Source organism: Ideonella sp. (genome assembly GCF_041914305.1).
Taxonomy (GTDB): Bacteria; Pseudomonadota; Gammaproteobacteria; order Burkholderiales; family Burkholderiaceae_C; genus Ideonella.
Genome location: NZ_JAYSDQ010000019.1, coordinates 110,322 through 132,252, shown reverse-complemented (window position 1 = coordinate 132,252; position 21,931 = coordinate 110,322). Strand labels below are relative to the sequence as shown.

General features: G+C 66.1%; 20 protein-coding genes. 17 read left to right on the top strand and 3 right to left on the bottom strand.

The genetic code is table 11. The annotated features are described in order from the left end of the window. The first annotated feature begins 1 nt into the window (after position 1). From ACE3SG_RS22810 to ACE3SG_RS22760, 11 genes are all read left to right on the top strand, one after another. Positions 2-1,684 carry a beta-1,6-N-acetylglucosaminyltransferase gene (locus ACE3SG_RS22810; protein ID WP_374568520.1) on the top strand — a complete coding sequence of 561 codons (1,683 nt, stop codon included), beginning with the start codon at positions 2-4 and terminating at the stop codon, positions 1,682-1,684. A 47-nt stretch (positions 1,685-1,731) separates the two neighbouring features. Next, the gene (locus ACE3SG_RS22805) at positions 1,732-2,670 is read left to right on the top strand and encodes a sulfotransferase (protein ID WP_374568519.1); all 939 of its coding nucleotides are present in this window, start codon (positions 1,732-1,734) and stop codon (positions 2,668-2,670) included. Between the two features lie 126 nt (positions 2,671-2,796). Next, positions 2,797-3,504, top strand: a complete 708-nt coding sequence (locus ACE3SG_RS22800; protein WP_374568518.1) for a DUF6478 family protein — start codon at positions 2,797-2,799, stop codon at positions 3,502-3,504. A gap of 80 nt (positions 3,505-3,584) precedes the next feature. Beyond that, positions 3,585-4,541 carry a hypothetical protein gene (locus ACE3SG_RS22795; RefSeq protein WP_374568517.1) on the top strand — a complete coding sequence of 319 codons (957 nt, stop codon included), beginning with the start codon at positions 3,585-3,587 and terminating at the stop codon, positions 4,539-4,541. 24 nt (positions 4,542-4,565) lie between these two features. Beyond that, a complete protein-coding gene (locus tag ACE3SG_RS22790; RefSeq protein WP_374568516.1) occupies positions 4,566-5,867 on the top strand; it encodes a hypothetical protein in 1,302 nt (433 codons plus the stop codon). Further along, positions 5,864-6,886 (top strand): hypothetical protein, encoded by a 1,023-nt coding sequence (locus ACE3SG_RS22785; RefSeq protein ID WP_374568515.1) that lies wholly within the window; start codon positions 5,864-5,866, stop codon positions 6,884-6,886. Before ACE3SG_RS22790 ends, ACE3SG_RS22785 begins: the two co-directional genes overlap by 4 nt. Then, on the top strand, positions 6,883-8,070 hold the full coding sequence (locus tag ACE3SG_RS22780; RefSeq protein WP_374568514.1) for a glycosyltransferase: 1,188 nt from the start codon (positions 6,883-6,885) through the stop codon (positions 8,068-8,070). The genes ACE3SG_RS22785 and ACE3SG_RS22780 overlap by 4 nt, the downstream gene beginning before the upstream one ends. Positions 8,071-8,184: 114 nt before the next feature. Next, positions 8,185-8,958: a hypothetical protein gene (locus ACE3SG_RS22775; RefSeq protein ID WP_374568513.1), complete on the top strand. Its 774-nt coding sequence runs from the start codon at positions 8,185-8,187 to the stop codon at positions 8,956-8,958. Continuing rightward, a complete protein-coding gene (locus tag ACE3SG_RS22770; RefSeq protein WP_374568512.1) occupies positions 8,955-11,297 on the top strand; it encodes a glycosyltransferase in 2,343 nt (780 codons plus the stop codon). Before ACE3SG_RS22775 ends, ACE3SG_RS22770 begins: the two co-directional genes overlap by 4 nt. 76 nt (positions 11,298-11,373) lie before the next feature. After that, entirely contained in the window at positions 11,374-12,183 is an 810-nt protein-coding gene (locus ACE3SG_RS22765; RefSeq protein WP_374568511.1) for a hypothetical protein, read from the top strand. A 97-nt stretch (positions 12,184-12,280) separates the two neighbouring features. Then, complete coding sequence (locus tag ACE3SG_RS22760; protein WP_374568510.1) at positions 12,281-13,018, top strand: sulfotransferase domain-containing protein; 738 nt, start codon at positions 12,281-12,283, stop codon at positions 13,016-13,018. Between the two features lie 150 nt (positions 13,019-13,168). Here ACE3SG_RS22760 and ACE3SG_RS22755 read toward each other — a convergent pair whose 3' ends face one another. Continuing rightward, a complete protein-coding gene (locus ACE3SG_RS22755) occupies positions 13,169-13,879 on the bottom strand; it encodes a sulfotransferase family 2 domain-containing protein (protein ID WP_374568509.1) in 711 nt (236 codons plus the stop codon). An 83-nt stretch (positions 13,880-13,962) separates the two neighbouring features. Here ACE3SG_RS22755 and ACE3SG_RS22750 point away from each other — a divergent pair, with 83 nt between their 5' ends. Together ACE3SG_RS22750 and ACE3SG_RS22745 are read left to right on the top strand one after the other, a co-directional pair. Then, on the top strand, positions 13,963-14,655 hold the full coding sequence (locus ACE3SG_RS22750; protein WP_374568508.1) for a sulfotransferase family 2 domain-containing protein: 693 nt from the start codon (positions 13,963-13,965) through the stop codon (positions 14,653-14,655). Positions 14,656-14,768: 113 nt separating this feature from the next. Beyond that, the gene (locus tag ACE3SG_RS22745) at positions 14,769-15,689 is read left to right on the top strand and encodes a sulfotransferase (RefSeq protein WP_374568507.1); all 921 of its coding nucleotides are present in this window, start codon (positions 14,769-14,771) and stop codon (positions 15,687-15,689) included. Positions 15,690-15,779: 90 nt separating this feature from the next. Here the strand turns inward: ACE3SG_RS22745 and ACE3SG_RS22740 are convergent, their stop codons facing one another. Beyond that, positions 15,780-16,877 (bottom strand): hypothetical protein, encoded by a 1,098-nt coding sequence (locus ACE3SG_RS22740; RefSeq protein ID WP_374568506.1) that lies wholly within the window; start codon positions 16,875-16,877, stop codon positions 15,780-15,782. Between the two features lie 138 nt (positions 16,878-17,015). Here ACE3SG_RS22740 and ACE3SG_RS22735 point away from each other — a divergent pair, with 138 nt between their 5' ends. Then, entirely contained in the window at positions 17,016-17,711 is a 696-nt protein-coding gene (locus ACE3SG_RS22735; RefSeq protein ID WP_374568505.1) for a sulfotransferase family 2 domain-containing protein, read from the top strand. 100 nt (positions 17,712-17,811) lie between these two features. Here ACE3SG_RS22735 and ACE3SG_RS22730 read toward each other — a convergent pair whose 3' ends face one another. Then, positions 17,812-18,801: a hypothetical protein gene (locus ACE3SG_RS22730; RefSeq protein ID WP_374568504.1), complete on the bottom strand. Its 990-nt coding sequence runs from the start codon at positions 18,799-18,801 to the stop codon at positions 17,812-17,814. Positions 18,802-19,081: 280 nt separating this feature from the next. On the opposite strand from ACE3SG_RS22730, the gene ACE3SG_RS22725 reads away from it, so the two are divergent. The 3 genes from ACE3SG_RS22725 to epsE all read left to right on the top strand — a co-directional run bounded on the left by ACE3SG_RS22725 (position 19,082) and on the right by epsE (position 21,930). Further along, positions 19,082-19,915 carry a hypothetical protein gene (locus tag ACE3SG_RS22725; RefSeq protein ID WP_374568503.1) on the top strand — a complete coding sequence of 278 codons (834 nt, stop codon included), beginning with the start codon at positions 19,082-19,084 and terminating at the stop codon, positions 19,913-19,915. Positions 19,916-20,035: 120 nt separating this feature from the next. Further along, complete coding sequence (locus ACE3SG_RS22720; protein WP_374568502.1) at positions 20,036-21,064, top strand: EpsD family peptidyl-prolyl cis-trans isomerase; 1,029 nt, start codon at positions 20,036-20,038, stop codon at positions 21,062-21,064. Beyond that, complete coding sequence (gene epsE, locus ACE3SG_RS22715; RefSeq protein WP_374568501.1) at positions 21,061-21,930, top strand: polysaccharide export protein EpsE; 870 nt, start codon at positions 21,061-21,063, stop codon at positions 21,928-21,930. The genes ACE3SG_RS22720 and epsE overlap by 4 nt, the downstream gene beginning before the upstream one ends. Position 21,931 lies beyond the last annotated feature (1 nt).

Below are 21,931 nucleotides of genomic sequence, written 5' to 3'. Positions count from 1 at the left end.
CATGCAAAACGTCGAGGCTCGGGATGACCCTGACCGCCGGGGGCAACCGCGTCTGGCGTTGCTGCTGCTGTGCCATGAATCGCCGACCGTGGTGGCGAGGCGTCTGAGTGCGCCGTTCTTCAGGCACCCCGACGTCACGACCTACGTTCACTACGACGGCGCGCGCAGTGCCGCGCACCACGCCGAATTGCAGCGCCTGCTGCCGGCCGAGGGGCGCTTTCGCTTTGTCGATGACCGAATCACGTGTCGGTGGGGTGATCACACGCTGGTCGAGGCGACGCGGCGACTGATGGTCGCGGCGATCTCGGACAAGGAGTTTGCCGCCGAGCACCTGGTGTTGATCAGTGGTTCGTGCGTGCCTTATCGGCCGGTGGCGAGCCTGCAAGCCTATCTGCGACAGCATCCGGGTGTCGAGTTCATCCAGGCGCAGGACCCTAGACACCGGCGTTGGATTCAAGACGGATTGGAAAGCGAACGTTTCGAGTATTACTTTCCGTTCAACTATCGGACGCATCGGCGGTGGTTCGAGTGGCTTACCGATCGGCAGCGAGAGTTCCGCATCCGGCGTCGGGTGCCTGACGGCCTCACGGTTCATTTCGGCTCACAGTGGTTTTGCCTGACGCGGGGCACGGCAGCATCGGTGGCGGCGGAGCTGCAGCGGCCGGACATTCGGCGCTGGCTGCGCTGGAGCTGGATCCCCGACGAGTTCGCAATCCAAACGCTGGTAGCCAAAATCTGTCCACGCGGCCGCATTGCCGGCTTCAACCTGACGTATTACGAATTCGGTCTTCGGGGTCAGCCATTGGTGCTCGAAAACGGCCACCTGGACCACCTGATGGCTCAACCATTTTTCTTTGCCCGCAAGCTGGCTCCAGAAGCGCAAGCCCTGGCTGCCGCGCTCGATGCGCGGACGGCGCAGATCGAGCCTGACCTGAGCTATTTCGACCGGGTTGGCACGCCCACGTCCCACCATGCGCGACGGTTGGCAGAGGTGAGCGCTGGCGTGTCCTTGCGTGCCCACGTTGGCACAGTGAACGACCTGGTGCGTGGCCCCATGGGAACCAGCAAGCGTCGCTACTACGTGCTGCGAGCCAGCTCACGCGCATGGTTGAAGGCTGTGCTGCGTCAGGCCAGGGCCGATGGCAGGTTGCCGATATTCGACGCGCCCTTCGACCCCGGGGCTGCATGCATTGCCGGCGACGGCGCTCATCGCGGCTTCGGGCCGCACGACCGTTATCGCCGCGACCACGATCCCGCCGCATACCTGCTCGAACTGGTCCAGGTCGACCCAACGCAGCCGGCGGCCTTCGGGCTCGACTTGCGCCGGCCGGGTTGGGCCCGCGACGCCGTGCGCGCCGACAGCCGTGCCACCGTGATCGATATGGACCCCCCTTTGTCGCGCGAGCAGCGTGCTGCGACCATGCTGGCGGAGCTCGACCAAGCCAGCGACGCGGATGTCATTGTGTCCGTGCTCGAAGCCATGCGCGACGGCGGCAAGCTGCCTGACGAGCGCTTTCTTTCCAGTGTCGAGTCCCCGCCAGCGTGCCAAACGGTCGCATTGCGCGATCTGGGGCCAGAGCTCGGCGACGCCACCTTGCTGGCGCTGCGCACCGCTTATCATTCGCTCGACCCGGCGCCCTACCATGTCGCGACGGGCGCTGCCTGGCGGCAGTTCTGGAAATAACGTGGCTGTCGCCCAGCCTGCGCCTCTGACGATCTAGCCTTCTGCTCATGAACAAACCGGCCGCCCCCTCCCCCAAAGCCAAGCCTGCAGCCGCGCCTGTGGCAACCAAGAAAGCCGGTGCTGCAGCACCGGAGTCGGCCGAGGCGCCGGAGGCGCCGCCGCCGTTCTTCGTGCTCGGTTGTGTGCGTTCGGGCACTACGATGCTGCGTGACGCTCTTCGCATGCACCCGAACCTGGCTTGTCCCGAGGAGACGCATTTCTTCCGTTGGGGGGAGCCCTACGGAACCGAAGCGATGTCGCGGTCGCTGTCGAACAATGCCGTGCTGAAGAAGCACCGCGAGATCGACGGCATCACCGAACCCGAATTCGCCGAACTGCTACGTCAATGCGGCTCGCGCGCCGAGTTGTACACCCGCTATATGGCGCTGTACCTGCAACGCAGGAAGCCCGGCGCGAAACGCTGGTTCGACAAGACGCCCCAGAATGTCTATGGGGCGCTGCTGGCGGCCAGCAGCATGCAGCGCTCCAAATTCGTCCACATCGTGCGGGACCCGATCAATGTCGTGGCCAGCCTGCGGATCGGTCGCATCGTCAAGGTGGAAAACCTGACCGGCGCTTGCAACTACTGGAATGAGGCGGTCCAGATTGTCAGCGGGTTGAAACGAGCGTATCCAGCCAGGGTCTTCGAATTGCGCTACGAAGACTTCGTGGCCCAGCCGGAAACGCAACTGAAACTGCTGTTGGATTTCATCGGTGAACCCTTCGATGCCAAGTGGTTTGCCCAACTGAACACCCGCCAGATCGACCACAAGGACGAGGGCGTGCTGTCCGAGGCCGAGCAGGCGGTGGTTCGCCGCGCGTGCGCCCAGGGGCGGCGCCGTTACGGCTATGAAGGTGCCGAAGGCGCCTCCGTCAAGGCGGAAGGCAAGGCCAAGTCGATCTCAAACAAAGTTCCAGGGGCCCGCAAGGCCGCCAAACTCGTCTGAACGTCAAGTTAACATGCCCGACGAGGCCGCCTCGTACGCCCTTGAGGCTGGTCGGGCCCAACACTTGCAGCTGAATCTCCCATGTCACAACCTGTTGATACGCGGCGCCATGAACAGGTGCATCGCTTGACCCTCGAGCTTCAGGCCCTGCGTGGGCGCTTGAACGACACCATCGACCATCTGTGCGAGCTCGTCGCCGGCCATGAGCTTGGCAGCGAGCCGGTGGGCTTGTCGCCGCTGGCTGGACACGACGAGGGCAGCGCAGAGCGTAGCCTGGCCCCGGGCTGGCTGCGCCTGCCCAGCAGCCAGGCCTCGGTCAGCAACCCGCCGTCAGGCCATCGCCTGGGCAACGAGACTGCGGTTTACAGCGACTACCGCAACGGCTTCGTGCAGATCATTCAGGTCAGCCAGCCGCGTGGCGCCGACGAGCGCTATGCGCTGGTCGTCAACCATGCCGATTTCGACGGCAGTTTCCTGTCCTTCGTGATCGACGCCCGTGCGTTGCTGAAGGACATGCCGGCCGGGCCGGCGCGGCTGTCGTTGGCGGTCGAGGTGCGGGGCACGCCGATGCCGGGCATGAACGCCAAGTGCGCCTGGAAGGTCGGTGAGCACTGGAGTGAGCGGCCGCTGCGATTGCAGCCTGGGCAACTGGCTGCCGACAGCCTGAGCGTCGACATGCTGGACCCGTCGCAGCTGAACGCGCTCGACTTCCACCTGTTCTTCAACCCGGTGGGTCGCGGCAGCTTCGAGATCCGCCGCCTGACGGCCGCGCTGGTGGTGACCCCTGCCAACGACGTGCCGGTGACATCCAGCGTTTTCGAAACCGCACCCTGACCATCCGGCGGCGACGGCCTGCCCGCAGGGCCGGACGTCCGCCGCGGTGCAGGCTGCTGCCTTTCATTGCAGGCCCCAACATGACTTCCTCCGACGCCAACGACCCCGCCGCCATCGGCGCCGTGCCGCTCGCCCAGGCCCGCATCGACTGGGGCCATGGCCGCATCATCGGTTTCTCTGTCCCTGCCGACGACGCCCTGGCGTTCGACGTGGTCCAGCTCTGGCTGGACGGTCGCTGTGTCGCATCGGCCGTGGCCAACCTGTCGGTGTTCGACTTCGCGCGCGACCTGGCCGGCCTGAATCTGCCGTCGCGCGAGCATTCGGCGTTCGAGCTGCGCATTCCGCAAGCCGCACTGTTGCCGGGCCAGATCGGTGACGGCATGGTGGCGCTGGAAGTGCGCACCACCCGGGGCGGCTCGGTGCTGGCCACCTCGATCCAAGGGTTGCACGAGTTGCTGCGCCTGACCGACGGCGCACCGGTCGATCTGCTGTACCAGGTGCGTTTCCACGGCCTGGCGAGTGGCGCCCTGCAGGGCTGCGTGGTCAACCTGCACGGCGTCAGCCAGCGGCCCGCTTTGCTGGCCCGGCTGAACGACCACAGCGCTGAGCCGCTGGCGTTCTACGAGTCGGCGGCCGATGGCAGCGTGCATCACTTCTCGATCCCGGTGCGCGTCGATCGCCTGGTCAACGGTGTCAACCAGATCAGCGTCGTCGGGCCGGACAACCAGCCGCTGGGCAGCTACCCGATCCAGATCGGCGTGGCCACGCTCGGTGAGAGCGAACGCAAGCTGGCCGCGCTGGAGGCCGAGGTCGCCTTCCTGAAGCGCCTGGTGCTGACGCAGAACCCAGAAGCCTTGCCGGCCCGCCTGGCGCTGCTCAAGAGTGAGATCGTCAACATCTGCTCGGAGATGATGACGCTGCAGCGCACCAACTTCGAACGCGAATGGCTGGCGCGCCCGATCGCGCAGACCGTGTCGATGCCGGGTGCCGGCACAGCCCCGGTGCGGCCGATCGTGCCGCATGCGGCGCAGGCTTGACGCCGCCGCTGGAGACGCCGCGCCGTGCTGAGCTACGCTGACCCCGGGGTCCGGCCCGCGCCCGCCATGGCGGCGGGCGGGCGCCGGCGCCTGTACGTTTTTTCGCCCTTGCCGCCGCAGCGCAATGGCCTGGCCGACTACATTGTCGAATACCTGCCGATGCTGGCAGACGATTTCGACCTCTGCCTGGTGGCCGAGGGCGGCCGCAGCGGTGCCGCAGCGGCCCAATTCCCGGGCGCACCGTTCCAGGTGCTGGACGAGGCGGCCTTCCTGTCGCGTCAGCCCGAGCGTGACGCCCAGCTGCTCTACAACGTCGGCAACAACGGCGATTGCGCCTACATGCTCGACCACCTGCACCGCTTCCCGGGCGTGGTGGTGGTGCATGACGTGTCGCTGTTCTACATGCACCAGGTGGCGCTGCAGATGGAGCGCTCGAACGGCATGTTCAGCCACTGGGTGCGCGACACCGGCTACGACGTGCCGGCCGATTTCGTGGCGCGCGACGGCTCGCTCGGCCGCACGCCCGGCCTGCTGTACCAGGAATGCCTGATGGTGCGGCGGATCGCGGAATCGGCGCGCGGCCTGATGCTGCACAGCCACTACGCCGAAGCTCGCTTTCGCGGCGGTGCGTTCGACATCCCGCTTGGCGTCGAGAACGGCCGCCCGCTGGCACGCATCCCTCACTTCGTGCTGCCGCCGGCGCCGCCGGCGTGGGACGCCTACCAGGTGCTGCAACGCTTTGGCATCGACACCAACGACATCCTGCTGCTCGTGCCGGGCTTCCTCACCGGCAACAAGATGCTCTACGAGGTGCTGGTGGCCTACTCGCGCGCCTGCGCCGACCACCCGCGGCTGAAGCTGCTGTTCGCCGGCGAAGAGCGGGCCGACGAGTACGCGGTTTCCGCGCGCATCCGGCAGCTCTGGCCCGATGGCGATGGTCCGAAAGTCACCGGCTACCTCGACGCCCGCGAGCTGGACATCCTGCTGGGCCGGGCCGACCTGTCCTTCGTGCTGCGTTACCCCACCTACGGCGAAACCTCCGGCATCCTGCCGCGTGCGGTGATGGGCGGTGGCCGCGTGGTCACGGTCGACATCGGCTCGTACCCCGAATTCGAGTCACCGCTGATCGACCACGTCTCGATCGGCGCCGGCATGGTCGACCAGTTGCACGCCAGCATCGAAAAGCTCTGCGCCTCGATGCCCAAGGCCTCGGACCGTGCCGCGCGCCGCCAGGTCGAAGCCCAGCGCGCCGAGTCGCTGAGCCCGCGCGCGCTGTACCCGCGCATCCGCGCGCTGCTCGACGCGGCCTGGGAGGCCCCGCGATGAACGCGCCCGATACCGCCTTCGCGGCCGTCAGCAAGGCCGCGTTGATCGTTGACGCCTGGGTGGATCTGTTCGCCACCAGCCTGGCCCGCAGCGGTGCGCTGGGCAACGGCCTGCCGGTCGTGCTCACCGATTCATTGCGCGTGCTGCCGCTGCTCGAGTCGCAAGGGCCGATCGGCTGGATCCACACCTCGCCGTGCCTGTACCAGGATCACGTGGTGGTGGCGCATGGCCAACCGTCGCCGCGGCTGCGCGTCGATGCTGCCCGGCAGCCGGCCGATGCCAGCCAGATGCTGCGCCGCGCGTCGTTGTGCCTGGTGTCGGTGCCGGCCGAGCGCGCGCCAGCCGCGGCCATGGCCGCGCTGGCCGCCAAGGCGTTGCAGGCGCGTGCCTCGCTGATGCTGTTCGGCGCCCCGCAGGCCGGTGGCTGGGGCGCGTTCGACGGGCTGGTGCGCCAGGGGGCGTTGCAGCCGATCGAGGCGGGCGGCGCCCGCGTGCTGGCCAGTGCCGGCCTGGCCGGGACGTTGGGCGAGGCCGGCCTGCATGATGCCGAGCGGGCCGTGGCATTGGCCGGCCAGCTGGCGCGTGCCCGCCAGGCCGACATCCACGTCGAGCGGCTCGACCAGGACCACCTGAAGCTGCGCCTGCGCATCGACCCGGTGCTGCTGGTCGCCGCCGGCAGCCAGACGCTGGCGCACCACATCATTCACGAGGGCCGCGCGTTGTTCAACAGCCGCGGCCTCGGCGCCCTCCTGCTGCCGTGGGCCGCCCCTTGCCAGGCGCGGCTGCTGTTGCGAAACGTGCGCGCCCGCATCGACGGCTGCCAGATCGCGCTCGGTGGTCAGTCCGTGTCGCCTCTGGCGATCGACTACACCGAGCACGGCGCGTTCTTGAAGTTGGCGCTGCCCGCGGTGGCGCCGGGCCGCGACGCGTTGCTGCACCTGTCGTTGCCGCGCGATGCCGTGCCCAACGATGGGTTCTGCGACATCGGCGCGGCTGAATTCACCGTCGAGACGGCATGATGGATCTGTCCAGCACCACCACGCCCTCCACCTTCGCGCCCAGCGGCCTGGCCGCGCCGCGCTGCCTGGTGGTCACCTTCAACCGGTTGATGCCGGCCGACCAGGGCAACTCGCGCCGCATCATGCAGTTGGTGCGCCTGTACAAGGCGCAGGGCTTCGAAGTCGACCTGCTGTACCACAACGAAGAGGGGTTCGACCCTGGGTTGTCGCACGCGCTGGCGGGCGAGTTCGGCCGCATCAACGTGGTTCGCTCCCGGGCGCCCAAGCACATCCAGCCTGGCCATGTGTGCCGCATCGTCGACTGGTACGACCGCGGCCTGGACGCCGCCGCACGCGACATGCACCGGCTGCGCGGCTACAGCGTGGTTCACGTCAACTACGTCTGGTATTCGCCGCTGCTCGAGCAGTTCGGCTCGGACGTCGTCAAGGTCCTGGACACCCACGACGTGTTCGGCGAGCGCCGTGCCAAGTACACCGCCGCCGGCATGAAGCCGCAGTGGTTCAGCACCACCTACGCCGACGAGGACGTGGCCTTGCGCCGCGCCGATGCGGCGCTGGCGATCCAGAAGGAAGAGGCGGCCGAGCTGGCCGCCCGGGGCCACCGCAACATCCTGTACCTGCCGTACGTCGAGCCCAGCCTGCGCCCGTTCACACCGCGCGGCGGTGACCGGCCGTTGACCTTTGGTTACCTGGGCAGCGGCAACGACTGGAACATCCTCAGCATGGCCGAGTTCCTGTCCAAGATGCAGGCCAAGGGCGTGCCGTTCCCGCACCCCATCGTCGTCGCGGGCGGGGTCTGTCGCCACGTGCGCGAAGGCACCGGCGTGATCAAGCTCGGCTTTGTGCAGGAACTGCACACCTTCTACGACGCGATCGACATCGCGCTGAACCCGATGGTGGGTGGCACCGGCCTGAAGATCAAGACCGTCGAGCCGCTGTGCTACGGCAAGCCGGTGTTGACCACGCTGCCGGGCGCTCAGGGTCTGACCCACTTGTGGCAGATGCCGATGTTCGACGACAACGCGGCGTTGACCGACTACATGTTCGACCGTTTTGGCCGCGCCGGTACCTCGTCCGCGCTGGAAGAGCTGGCCTCGTTGGCCGCCTCGACCCGGCAAGCGCTCGATGCGGAATACGATGGCCAAGTCGATCGGCTCGCCCGTTGGCTGGCGTCACGCGTCTGACTTGGTTTCCCGATGTTTCAGGGTTGATCCTAGGGGGGATCTCGGCTGCTGCCGGCTGGTAAATTCCGCCGCCTGAAATTGTTTTACACCCCCTTCTGTTGGCAGGCCTGAAACATGATCGAACAAGACAAGGCAGTCCGGTTGAAAACGCTTGCGCGCGAGATCCGCGACGAGTTGGGCGAACACAACGTGCTGGACGCCCTGGCCCGTGAGCTGGCCGTCGGCCGGCTGGCGATGGCCGAGTTGACCGCGGAGCTGGCCGCGATGCGCCAGGAAATGGATGTCATCAAGCTGGTCCAGAAGGGCCGCGACATCCTGCTGCCGCAGGCGCGCGCCCAGTACGCGGGCCGGCGCAAGGCGGTCATCGAAGCCGGCATGCCGATGCCGTCCGAGCGCGGCTTCTATGGCCTGGAGCGCGACGGCGTGGGCAACCCCTTCCGCTGGACCGGGCCCAGCGCGGCGTTCCATTTCGATTTCCACCTCGACCGCTCGGTGCCGCTGCGCTTCGTGCTGCAGATGCCGCTGTGGGGTGCCGAACATGCGCAGGGCCTGCGCGCCGTCAGCGACGACCTGGACCTGCCGCTGCTGAAGCGGCCTGGCCACCGCGTGCTCGATTTCGAAGGCGTGCTGCTGCCGCGTGAATCGCTCGGCGTGACGCGCCTGACCTTCATTGCCGAGCACCTCAGCACGGTGCCGTCGAACGAGGACGAAACGGCGACGCGCCAACTGGGCGTGCCGTTCCTGCGCCTGAACGTTGCCGAGATCAGCGAGGCCGAGTTCGCCGAATGGCTGAAGTCGGTCGAGCCTGGCCCCGCCGATGCGGCGGCGAGCAAGACCAACAAGCCTGCAGCGGCCGCATCCGCCGGTGCTGCCAGCGCCGCCCCATGAACCGCCGCGCCGAGGCCTTGTCGACCCGGGCCGGCGGCCCGACGAACGGGCTGCCGGGGCTGCCGCCGGCCGACCCGCACGCCGCGCTGCATGCCGAGCTGATGGCCCGGCTGTCCGAGCCCGAGGTCAGCCTGCTGGGCGCCGACATCCTGGTGCTGTCGCCCACACCGACCGCGCCAACCGACCAGGGCAACCGCAAGCGGATCTACGCCGTCTGCCGCGAGCTGCAGCGCCGCGGCGCACGCATCCATTTCGTCTTCTACCCGCAGGAATGGTGGTTCGACTACCTGCCGGACGACCTGGTGCGTGAAATGGCCGACCAGTGGGACAGTTTCCACCTGCTGCCCGCGACTCGCCACACCTACACCCGGCCCGAGGGCGCGGACTACAAGATCGACGAGTGGTGGGACGACTCGATCCGCGACTACCTGCAGTGGCTGTTCAAGCGCAACCGCTTCGACGCGTTCATCGTCAACTACGCCTACATGAGCAAGGCGTTCGAGTACGCGCCGGCGAACACGCTGAAGATCCTCGACACCCACGACAAATTCACCGGCCGGCGGCAACTGCTGGACGACAACGGCATCGCGCCCGAGTTCTTCTACACGACCGAAGACCAAGAGGCGATCGCGATGAACCGCGCGCAGCTGGTCTGGGCGATCAAGGACGAAGAGGCCGAGTTCTACCGCAGCATCAGCAGCACGCCGTGCATCACGATGCCGCACATCGAGCCCGAGCACCGCGTGCCGCGTGTGCGCCGGCCCGAAGACGAGAACCGGCTGGTGATCGGCATGCTCGGCTCGGGCAACGCGATCAACGTGAACAACGCGCGGGCCTTCGTCAAGGTGGCGCTGCCGATCCTGGCGCGGCGTGAAGCGCCGGTGGTGATCCGTTTCGTCGGCGCCATGTGCAGCCGGCTGCCCGATCTCGAAGGCATCCCGGGCGTCGAACTGATGGGCCCGGTCGATTCGACCGACGAGTTCTACCGCGATGTCGACCTGGTGATCGTGCCGCTGGCGTTCTCCACCGGCCTGAAGATCAAGGCGGTCGAGGCCTTTGCCACCGGCATGCCGCTGGTGGCGATGGGGCACGCGCTCGAAGGCATCCCGACGCGCCACCCGTGGCACAAGTGCGAGACGATGGAAGAGGTCGCCGAGGTCTGCTGCGACATCGCCTTCGACCGCCAGCTGCTGGCCGGGCTGACCGAGACGACGACCCGCACCTACGCGCTGGTGCGGGCGCAGGCGAAGATCGCTTTCGACGACACGCTGCGCCGGCTGACCAACTACCCGACGGTCGTGATGACGGTGGACCGCAGCTTCTTCGAGCTCGATTCGCCGTACCGCGAGCACATCTTCCAGACCGTCAACCTGATGCGCCACCTGGCCCAGGTGGTGCTGTATTTCGACCAGCCGTTGCCGACCAGCCAGAACGCCTTGTTCGAGGCCTTCCATGGCATGTCGACGCACTGCAAGCTGGCCATTGCCCCCGGGCTCGAGCCGGCCAATGGGCGCTCGCTGGGCCTGCCGAGCGTGCAGGCGGGCCTGCAGGACGTGTTGGCCGCCTATGGCCGTGCGACGCTGTGGGTGACGCGGGTCTGCCCCGAGATGCTGACGCTGGGCAAGCAACCGGCGCGCTTGCCGCTGTTCGTGCGGCTGGACGTCGTGCGCATGTTCCAGCCGACGATGCTGGGCAGCGCGATGTCGCACCTGACCGCACAGTTCCACGAAGCCACGCTGATCGACAGCCACCCGCTGGCGGCGCCGGTGCCGGCCGCCGACCACGCGCGGCTGACGACCGTGCCGTTCTGGCGCTGGCGGCCCTGGTTGCTCAACAACGAAGGCGGCCCGCAGCGCGTGTTGCTGCTGGCGCGCGCCGACCAGGTCGAACTGGCCGACGTGCTGGCCCACGCGCTAGACAAGTTCCATCCCGATTGGGCGCCCGCGCGGGTGGTGGTGGGCGAGCCGGATGCCGGAGCATCGCTGCCGGCGCCGCAGTCGCCGCGCGAGCGGCTGCAGGCCGCGGCCCTGTTGGCCCGGTTCCGCCTGATGCGGCCGCTGCCACTGGCGGTGCTCGACCTGAGTGGCGACGCGCCTGAGTTCGAGGTGTTCCGCGAGACTTTCCGCCGGGCCCAGGTGCCGGTGATCCAACCCGAGCAAGGCGACGGCAACCCGGATCAGATCAGCCTGTGGCAGCTCACCGATCTGGTGATGACACTGGGCCAGAATCTTGCTCGCTGGACCGACCAGGCGCAGCGCGAGGAAAAGGCGCGCTACGGCAGCGATGCCGGCTGGAACCACATCTGGAAGTCGATTTCGGTAAAGAACGTGCTCTGGTAGCACGCGTAAACTTCAAGTTCGGCTGGTTTCGGCCGTTGTCCCCGTTTTTTTTCGTCGCCATCAGGAGCGCCCCCGCATGAAGCAAAAAGACCGTCCGGCCCATGAAGTGATCCGTGAAGAGGACCTGGGCCGCATCGTGTTCTTCATGGGCGGCGTGCGCTCCGGCACCACGGTGTTCCGCCGCATGCTGGCCTCGCACCCGCGCGTGCGTGATCGCGGTGAAATCTTCAACTCGAACAACCCGCAAGGTTTCTTCAAGTATTTCCGCGAGCAGATCGCCGCCGATCCCGACATGGTGTTCCCGGAGCACCAGAACAAGATCTTCCTGTCCTATGTCGCCTCGCTGGTGCCCAAGGACAAGGACGGCATCGCGCTGCTGGACATCAAGTACGAGCACCTGAACCTGGTGCACGACGCGTGGCAGCTGCCGTTCACGAACCCGCCGATGCTGCGCCTGATCAAGCGCAGCCAGCTGAAGGTGGTTCACCTGCGGCGTCAGCACTTCTATTCGGTGCTGTCCAACCTCGTGGCGGTGCAGACCGGCCGCTACCACAAGCCGGCCGACGATTCGTCCAAGCTGCCCGAGAAGCGGCCGGTGGCCGTGGAGCGCGCACTGGTGCTGTCGTCGATGAAGAAGCGCAAGCGCGCTGCCGACACGGTCGACAGCTCGTTCGACGACGCCCAGCGCCTGTCGCTGGACTATGAAGGCGTGTTCGACGATGCCGGTGACTTCCAGCCTGCGGTTTGCGAGCGCCTGGCCGCCTTCCTGGGTGTCGACAACCAGTTCGAACGCCAGCCGGCGTTGAAGAAGGTGATCGACGAGCCGCTGTCGGCGGTGATCACCAACTACGAGGAGATCCGCGACCTGGAGTCTGCGGCGCTCTGAGTGCCCGGCGCCGGCGGCGTCTCGACGACGACCTGCCGGGCTGCCGCCCCTTCCATCCGCTTTGCCTGCGGCGCGCCTGGCGCGCCACTGTTGTCCGATGAAACCACCGCTGATCGTTGTCTGCACCCACCACAAGACCGGTTCGGTCTGGATGGCCAATATCTTCCGTGCGCTCAAGCGCCACGAGAAGCTGCACCTTCACACCAAGGCGCAGGCCGAGTTGCCGCCCAACACCGACATCTTTCTGCAAGACCACAGCAAGGTCGACTTGAAGGCACTGCAGGCGCGCTTTTCCGGCCGTGGCGTGCGTGCCGTACACGTCATCCGCGACCCGCGCGACGTCGTCATCTCGGGCTGCTTCTACCATGTGAAGACGGTCGAGAAGTGGGCCAACAACCCGAAGAAAGAATACGGCGGCAAGTCGTACCGCCAGGCCATCAGCGCGCTGGGCAGCGACCATGACAAGCTGCTGTTCGAGATGGACCACGCCGGCGGCAAGACCATTCGCGAAATGGTGGCCTGGGACTACACCCAGAAAGACATCTGCTTCGAGGCGCGCTACGAAGAACTGATCGTCGACCGCGACCTGAAGATCTTCAAGCCGATGATGGAATTCCTCGGCTACGAGGGTGACCGGCTGGAAACGGCGCTGAAGTTCGTGCGCGAGCTGTCGCTGTTTGGCGGCGCGGCGGGCAGCGACCCGGCCGACCACATTCGCTCAGGCGAAGGCCGGCAATGGGTCAGCGTCTTCACGCCCGAGCTGAAAGAGGCCTTCAAGGCCCGTTTCCCGGACGCGCTGCAGCGGCTGGGCTACGAGGCCGGCGCCGACTGGTAGACCGGGCAACCGGGTGGCGCCAGCCGCCCGCACTGACCTCGACAACGCGGCCGCTGAAAAGCGGCCGCTGTCGTTTGGGTGAGCGCGAGCGAGGGCTCGCGCGCTGTCAGTGTTTCATCGGCGTTAGGCGCCGGGCTGGCGCCAGCCGCTTCATTCGGCCGAGTAACCGAAGAGCTGGAAGTCGCGTGCGAAGCGGTCTTGCACCGTCGACAAGGCCAGCGACGACAACGCGAGGGCGGACTTCTTCTCGGTACTCGAATTGCGCACCTCGAGCGGCACGGTGACTTCGAGCTTCTCGCAGATGTGTGCAAAGTCTTGCTCGATCGATTCGACCTTGCCGACGAAGTCGACGATCAGGTTGCCCTGCGCGTCGCAAACGCTTTGCCATTGCGGCTGGGCGCCGGCGTCGGCCCAGGTCAGGGGGTGCAGCGCAAAGTCGCTGAAAGACTGCGACTCCAGCGCGGCGGCGACCGCCTTGTAGCGAAACGGCGGCCGGTCGGGCCACTGGCCTTTGGCATCGAAGATGCGGCGCTCGTCGTCGGTCAATTCGGCATCGTGCGCCAGCTTCAATGCATACGAATACAGCGAATGCAGGCGGTCGATCGGATGCCGCACGAAAGCGAATTTGAAAAACTTCGCATACATCGTATCGCCGAGAAACCCGCGCGCTTCAAGCGCCGTGCTGTGCTTGTTCAGGCCGATCGAGCGCTTGAAGAACTCCTGGTACTTCTCGCCGCTTTTGGTGGATCCCAGCACGATGTCGTTGTGCTTCAGCGACTTGGCCAATGCGACTTCGATGCTGGTGCCTGCGCACTTGTGAATGTGAACAAAAACGTAGCGCTTGTTGAGTGAAATGATCATCGATGTTTCTTTCGCACGCCTCACGCCGCCAGGCTGTCGGTACTGTCGGTATTATCTGCGACTGCACATTGGAGCCGAGACCTGTGATCGTCAACCATACCCACAAATTCATCTTCGTTCACGTCCCCAAGTCCGCGGGCACATCGGTCACCGAGCTCTTCAGCCAGTACAGCAGCTATCGAGATCTTGAAGTGGGTGGCACCGTTTTGGGTGAGGTGCTGCAGAACGAATTCAAGAAGCGTTTCGGCCTCACCAAGCACGCCACCGCAGGCGAAATCCGCGCCATCGTGGGGCCCGAACTGTGGAAGTCGTACTACTCGTTCGGCATCGTGCGCAACCCGTATGCGCGCGCGCAAAGCACCTTCCATTTCATGAAGCGTTGGCGAGGCAACAAGGAGATGGACCGCCTGAAGTTCATCGAGAACATGCCCGACTTCCGCAGCTTCGCGCTGTCGCCCAAGCTCAAGCGCAAGCAGTACCACCGCCTGCTGTGGTCGCAGACGCAATGGCTGTGCGACGAGGACAACAAGCTGCTGGTCAACGCGGTGGGTCACCTCGAGTCGCTGGACCAGGACCTGGAGCGCATCCAGGCCGCGATCCCCGGTTTGCCCGAGCGCCCCAAGCAGGCGCTGGCTGCACCAAAGCGGAACAAGAGCGAATCCAGCGACGATGCCTTGCAGAAGCTGCTGCGCGACGAGCCCGAGGTCGAACAAGCGCTGTACGAGGCCTACCAGGACGACTTCGAGACCTTCGGCTACCCCCGCTTCAAGCCCTGACCGGGCCGGCGGCGACGGCCGCGGGTCCCACATTCGAAGGGCGTGCATGGTGCCACCACGGGGTGGCACCATCGTTTCAACTTTCTACAATTGGTTGCCAAGCCATGCGCACCATGCTTCAACGCCTGTCGGGCAAGCCGACCACCGAGCCCACTGCCAAGTTCGAGTTGGCTGAACTGCGGCGCTGGTGCGAGCAAAGCCGGCCCATCTTCATCGTCGGGCTGGCCCGCTCGGGCACCTCGATGCTGCAGGTGGCGTTCGCGCAGCACCCGTCGATGTTCGACATCGCCAACTGCCGCGAAACGTTCATCTTCCTGCGTCCGCGCCAGCCTTACGTCGACCCGATCCATTTCCCGACGCGGGCCTACCTGAAGGGCCGGCCCAACTTGATGGCGCTGCGTGAATGGATCGAGCCGTACGAAGAAGAATTCGGCGAGCTGTCCGAGGCCGATTCGATTCGTGCCTTCTTCTACTTCGCCGGCAACACCGTCTACCCCGGCCGTCACCCGCTGGAAAAGACGCCGGGCCATCTGCGCAAGCTGGAACTGATCTTCGAGATCTTTCCGCTGGCCAAGATCCTGGTCTGCAGCCGCGACCCGGTCGATGTGGTGGCCTCGTACCGCAAGCGCTTGGCCAAGGCCAAGGCCGATGGGGAGCCGCCCGAGAAGACCGGCTGGCTGGACAAGGGCGTCGACGAAATGATCGGTGTCTTCGAGCGCTTCACCAAGCTCGTGAACGACGCGGTGCCCGCGCATGGCAAGGACATGTTCATGGCGCCGTACGACTGGCTGATCGACTCGCCGACAGAGTCCATCCAGACCATCTGCCAGTTCACCGGGATGGATTTCGTGCCGACGATGATCGCGTCCGAGGCCACCGGCAGCAAGGCCGAGGGCAAGTCGGAAAAGGCGCACGCGATCCAGAAGCGCGCCTCCGACGCGCACAAGGTGCTGAGCGCCGAAGAGATCGAGAAGATCCAGAAGGCGTGCGCGCCGTGGATCGACCAATGGAGCCGGCCGGGCGCGCTGGGCTGACCAGAGGGGCCGGGCCGCGCGCCGCGGCAGAAAACGACAACGGCCGCTGTCAGCGGCCGTTGTCGTTGAAGACCCTCGGGGCTGGGCGACCTATTCGTCGTCTTCGTCGTCGACCCGCCGGGATTTGGCGGCCTTCGCCGGCTTGGGTGGCTTGGCGACCTGGGTCTTCGCGGCCTTGGCCGCTTTCGCATTGGCGGGCTTCATCTTGGCCTCGGCGCGGGCGGGTTTGGTCTTGGCGGCAGCTTCGTCGCTGTCGCCTGCTGCACCCTTGGCGGCCTTGCGCGCCTGACGCTGCTCTCGGGCCAAGCGCTTCTGCTCTTTCTCTGCCTTGCTGAGCTTGGCGCCCTCGGTACCGGCCGGTTTGTCGGCCTTGTCCTTGTTCTTGCCCGGCTTGCGGCCGAAGCTGTCGGCGTCTGCCACCGTTGGCGGGGCGGTGTAGCCGAACAGTTTGCTGATCAGTTCGTCGCGCTTGGCGACCATGCGCAGGCTGGGCACGTCGTAAAAGCGTTGGACCACCTTGACGTCGCCGGCGCCCTTGTCCTTCATGGCGTCGATCGCAGCGCGCTGCTCCTCGGTCAGCTTGATGCCCAGCGTGGTCAGCACGTGCAGCAGGTCGGCGCCGATCGACTCGGCCCGGATGAAGTGGGCGGTGATCGCGTTGGCCGCGCCCAGCGCCTCCAGCGCTTCGAGGGTGTCGATCGACTTGTCGACGTTCTCGCCGCCGCGCACGAAGCTCATGAACAGGTGATAGGTCATCAACCCTGCGAGCTTGTTGATCGGCGAGCCCGCATAGCCCGGATCGACCAGGCGGCGGATTGCCTTGTTGGCCAGGATCGCCTTCAGCCACTCGCGAAAGGCGTCGGGGCTCTCTGCGTCGGCATACCAGGTCGCCTTGGCGTACTCGGCGTTCCAGCCCTCCGGGATCTCCATCGCTCCGGGGCGCGCGTTGTCTTTCAGCGGGCGGTTGGCGCGTCGCGCCTTCAGTTGGTCCCAGCGGTCCTGGTCGGTCAGGCGCTTGTGGATGTCGCCCTTGCCGGCGCAGCCCAGCTTCCACTGCGTCAGGTACCAGTTCAGCGGGTTGCAGACATAGCCGACGATCGGCTTGCCGGTGGCCACCAGCTCATCGGCATAACCCGCATGCTTGCCGCTGGTCTCGCCGCCCACGATATCCCCTAGAAGTTTCTTCAATCGGGAGGAGCCGGCTTTGTGAAGTTCAACGAGAATAAGTTTGTCGGAAGTAAGCATGGTGTGCGCTGGTTCCCTCGTCGTGGCCGACCAAGTATAGGGGGGCCAGACGTGGCGTCAGACTTGCTACTGCAGAGAAACTTGGGGGTTGCTGTGGCTGTCTACTCGTCTCGCTTCAAGTACATCTTTTTCGCCAATCCGCAGACCGCGAGCAAGGCGATTGCGAAGACTTTGCAGAAGTCGCTCGATGGGCATGCGATGCCCGATTGGGACCTGCGCCGCGACGGTGACTTGCAGATCAAGAAGCACCACGCCACCTGGCAGGACCTGCAAGACGCCGGCCTGATGACGCGCGAACAGCTCGACGAGCTGTTCAAGTTCACCAGCGTGCGCAACCCCTACGACCTGCTGGTCAGCCGCTACCTCAAGCGCAAGGGCCGCTTCATCAACGAGCCCAAGAAGTACCGCTGGGCACAAGAGAACCCGAAGATCAAGGCCAGCATGGACGCGGCCCAGGAGCAGCCGTTTGCCGAGTGGGTCGCCGGCCAGCTGCACCGCCACAAGGAAAAAGGCAGCACGATCAAGGGCCCGTTGGAATACCTCGACCATGCGGACTACGTGATCCGCTTCGAGGCTTTGCAGGCCGGCTTCGACGAGGTGCTCAAGCGCCTGGGTGTCAACGACCCGATCCCGATCGTCGCCGAGAACGTCACCAGCGAGCGCAAGGAAGGCGCCAAGAAGCGCCACTACACCGAGTTCTATGACGATGCGAGCCGCGAGCTGGTCGGCCGCGTCTACGCGCCGATCATCGAGCGCTTCGGCTACAAGTTCGGCTGACCTCAGGCGCCACCTCAGCGGCCGGGGCGCACCCGGCCGAGGCCCAAGCAAAAGGGCGCCCCTGTGGGCGCCCTTGTCATTGGCCAGTGGATTCGCCGGCTCAATCGGCGTCGGCTTCGGCCTTCTTCTTGCCAGCCTTCTTCGGCGTGCGCTTGATCGGTGCTTCGAAGAACTCGACCGCGCGCTTCCACAGCGGCATCGACAGCTCGACAGGCTCCGGCCCGTGGCCCGCTTCGGCGGAGTTGTACATCAGCGTCATCACATGGCCGTCCGGCGACACGCCGCCTTCGGGATCGATGTCCCAGCGGCGCCACAGACCCGGGAAGTGACGGTTGATGGTCGTCACGTCCTTGACGTTCTGGCCGACGACCAGGCGGATGTCCTGGCCACTGGTGTGAGCGTCTTTCAGCGCCGTCAGCGCGTTGAAGCGCCACGGCGTCGACTGCATCATCTCTTCGTAGTCGTCCATCGTCTTGCCGATGGCCCGCATGCCCGCGGCGATCACACCTTCGCGGTACTTGTCGGGGCGCAGGAACGGGCAGACGGCGACGATGCCGGTCTTGCTGGTGCGGCGGCTGCCGACCAGGATGGCCGACGTGCCGCCGGCCGACGAGCCGTACATCATCACGTTGTCGACCGGCACGCCCAGCTTGGCGCAGAACACATCGATCAGTGCGTTCAGTTCAGGCACCAGGTCGTCTTCCAGCGTGCCCATGTAGAACCCGCAGCGCGGCACGTTGGAGTTCCAGTCGATCTCGGTCATCGGATCGCTGATGGCCAGGATCGGCGCCTCGAACAACGCCTCGAAATTGCGGCGCGCGAACATCGGGCGCATCGCACTCGTCGTCTCCTTGCCGCCGGCGCGAGCACCCTGGAAAGTCACCACCAGCTTCTGCGCCGGGCGCAGCGTGTTGATCGAGACATTGACAGTGAACTTGCCCGTCTTGACGCGCATCACGGTGATGGCCTTGGCGGGGATCGTCCAATCGCCCTTCAAGTCGACCGTCGTCGCGGCTTCGCGCGTGATTTCGGCGTTGTTGTCCGGCAAATACGGAATGTCGGAACCCTCATCGGGCACAAGATTAAACATTGATCACTGCTTGTAAGGTTGCGGGGTGGAAGCGCCTTACCTCAGCTCTAACGGCCTTCGGTTCCGGCACAGCGCGAGTGCCATGAAAGTAGCACTTTGATACTAGCACAGCGGGTCTACGCAAGAACAATGCCTCGTCCTTCCGAATGTGTGCTGATTCGCACTTCGGCAAGGGCCTGTCGGCTCTCACGTCTCGACTATCATCGCAGCGCCTGCGCTCGGCCCCAATGGCCGCGCGCTGCGCTGCTTATCGTTGTTGATTTTCCTGGGACGTGCCTGCATGCTGATCGCCGACAAACTGGTCTTCGTTGAATTCCGCAATACCGGTGCATCGCACGTCGAGAAGCTGCTGCTGAAGATTGTCGGCGGCGAGGTCGACAACAAGCACAAGGCGCCGCCCGAAGCGATCCTGGCCAGTGGCCGCCCGATCTTCGGCTCGGTGCGCGACCCGTGGGGTTGGTACCTGTCGCTGTGGGCATCCGGTTGTGCGCAGCAAGGTGACCTGTACCAGCGCCTGATCAGCGACAAGGCCTGGGTCAAGGTGACCGAGAAGATCGACGCCAACGCCAAGGCCCGCAGCGAGCAGGCGCCGGCCGACCAGGTCAAGCGGGTCGTGCTGCCCGAGGACCTCAGCGCCGAGCGCGCCAAGAACTTCTGGTACGCCGACCCGGAAAATGTCGAGGCCTTCCGCGAATGGCTGCGCGTGGTCTGCTCGCTGCAGACGCGCCGCGCGGTGGATCCGAACATGGCCAAGTCGCCGATCGGCAAGATCGCCGGCCTGATGACCTACCGCTACTTCAACCTGTACGTACGCGGCACCGCGCAGATGCCGGTCACCGTGGGCACGCAAGAGGGCCTGCGCGCCTTCGAGGCCCAGAACAGCATCGTGCAGCACGTCATTCGGCAAGACAGCCTGACCGAGGATTTGGTCAAGGCGCTGGAGCGCTCGGGCATTGCCCTGAGCGACGAGCAGCGCAAGATGATCTATGACACCAAGGCCAGTGGCCGGCCGGCCCGCACCGAGCGTTTCTACGATGAGGCGTCGGTCGAGCTGGTCGCGCGGCGGGAAAAATTCTTCATTGAACGATTCGGTTATCAACGCCCCCACGTTTGAACCGGCGGCGACGGGCCGACGGGCGCCTGCGTTCGTAAAATCACCGGCAGCCGCCGCCTGCCGCGGTGAAGCTTGCCCCAGCATGGGTTCCGCGCGCCGGGGCCCGGGAGCAGAACCCGCATGAAGCCCCGAGACAAGACGCTGCCCCGAGGGGCCCGATGGCTGCTGACGATGACAGCCGTGCTGGTCGCCGCCGCTGGCTGCGGTGAGCGCAAGGTCGATGCCACCCAGGTGGCCGCCCGCGTCAACCAGAGCGACATCACCGTCCACCAGATCAACTTCTTGCTGCAGCAAGACCGCAGCGTGCGGCCCGACCAGCTCGACGCCGCCGGCAAGCGGGTGCTCGAGACGCTGATCGACCAGGAGCTGGCGGTGCAGAAGGCGGTGGAGCTCAAGCTCGACCGCGACCCCCAGGTGGTGCAGGCGCTCGAAGCCGCGCGGCGCGAGGTTCTGGCACGCGCCTACAAAGAGCGCGTGACCCAGGGCGTGACGCGCGCCGGCTCCGAAGAGGCGCGCAGCTTCTACGAGGCCACGCCGTCGCTGTTCAAGGAGCGCCGCGTCTATTCGCTGCAAGAGCTGGTGATCGATGCGCCACCGGCCCAGCAGGCGGCGATCACGGCGCTGCTGGCCAAGTCCAAGACCGCCGACGAATTTGCCGACGCGCTGAAGGCCGAGGGCCTGCGCTACACCGGCAGCCATGCGGTCAAACCCGCTGAACAGTTGCCGATGGGCCTGGTCGACCGGTTCGCGAGCATGAAGGACGGCGAATCGGCCGTGCTGTCCGATGCGCCGAACATGCGGGTCGTGTTCATTGCCGCCTCGCGCATCGAGCCGGTCAGTTTCGAGCGCGCCGCTCCGGCGATCGAGCAGTACCTGGCGGCGCTGGCCAAGCGCCGCGCGATCGACGACAACCTGAAGGCCTTGCGCACCGCGGCCCAGATCACCTACCAGGGCAAGTTCGTCGGTGGCCCCGGCGCGGCCGGCCTGCCCGCGGGCGCCGCGTCGGCGGCCAACATGCCGGCGATGGCGCCGGTGGAGGGCTCGCCCGAGCCGGTCCAGATGACGGTGCCTGACGCCGCGCCGCCGCCGGCTTCGGCGGGCAGCGGCATCGACCCGACAATTGCAAAGAAAGGGATGGGATTGAAATGAACAAGAACCAACACCGCCGGCTGCTGTCGGCCCGCACCGCCGTGGCGGCCGCCTGCACCGGCCTGGCGCTGGCGTGCGCCAGCCTGGCGCCGATGGCTGCGCAGGCACAGGCCGCCGAGCCGGCCAAGGCCGAACAGGACCAGTACCGCATCGGCGCCGGCGACACCGTGCGCATCACCGTCTACCAAAGCCCCGACCTGTCGCTGGAGACGCGGCTGACCGAGGCCGGCGTCATCAGCTACCCGCTGATCGGTGCCATCCGCCTGGGCGGCCTGACCGTCAACGAGGCCGAGGCGGCGTTGGCCAACGCGCTGAAGAAGGGCGATTTCATCAAAAACCCGCAGGTCACCGTGATGGTGACCCAGGTGCGCGCCAACCAAGTCAACGTGCTGGGCCAGGTCGGCCGGCCGGGCCGCATCCCGCTGGACGTGGCAGGCATGCGCCTGACCGACGTGATCGCGCTGGCCGGTGGCATTGCCGCCAGCGCCGGCTCCGACACGGTGGTCGTCACCGGCATGCGCAACGGCCAGCCGTTCCGCCGCGAGGTGGACTTGCCGCGCGTTTTCGCGCCCAATGGCCGCAACGAAGACATCGTGATCCAGCCCGGCGACGCCATCTGGGTCGACCGCTACCCGGTCATCTACCTGTACGGCGAAGTGCAGCGCCCGGGCCAGTTGCGGCTGGAGCGCGGCATGACGGTGATGCAGGCCTTGGCCAGCGCCGGCGGCTTGACGCAGCGTGGCACGCAGCGTGGGTTGCGGGTCAGCCGGCGCGGCGCCAACGGCCAGGTGCAGTCGCTTGAACTGTCGCTCGACGATGCGCTCCAAACCGGCGATGTGGTCTTCGTCCGCGAAAGCCTGTTCTGAG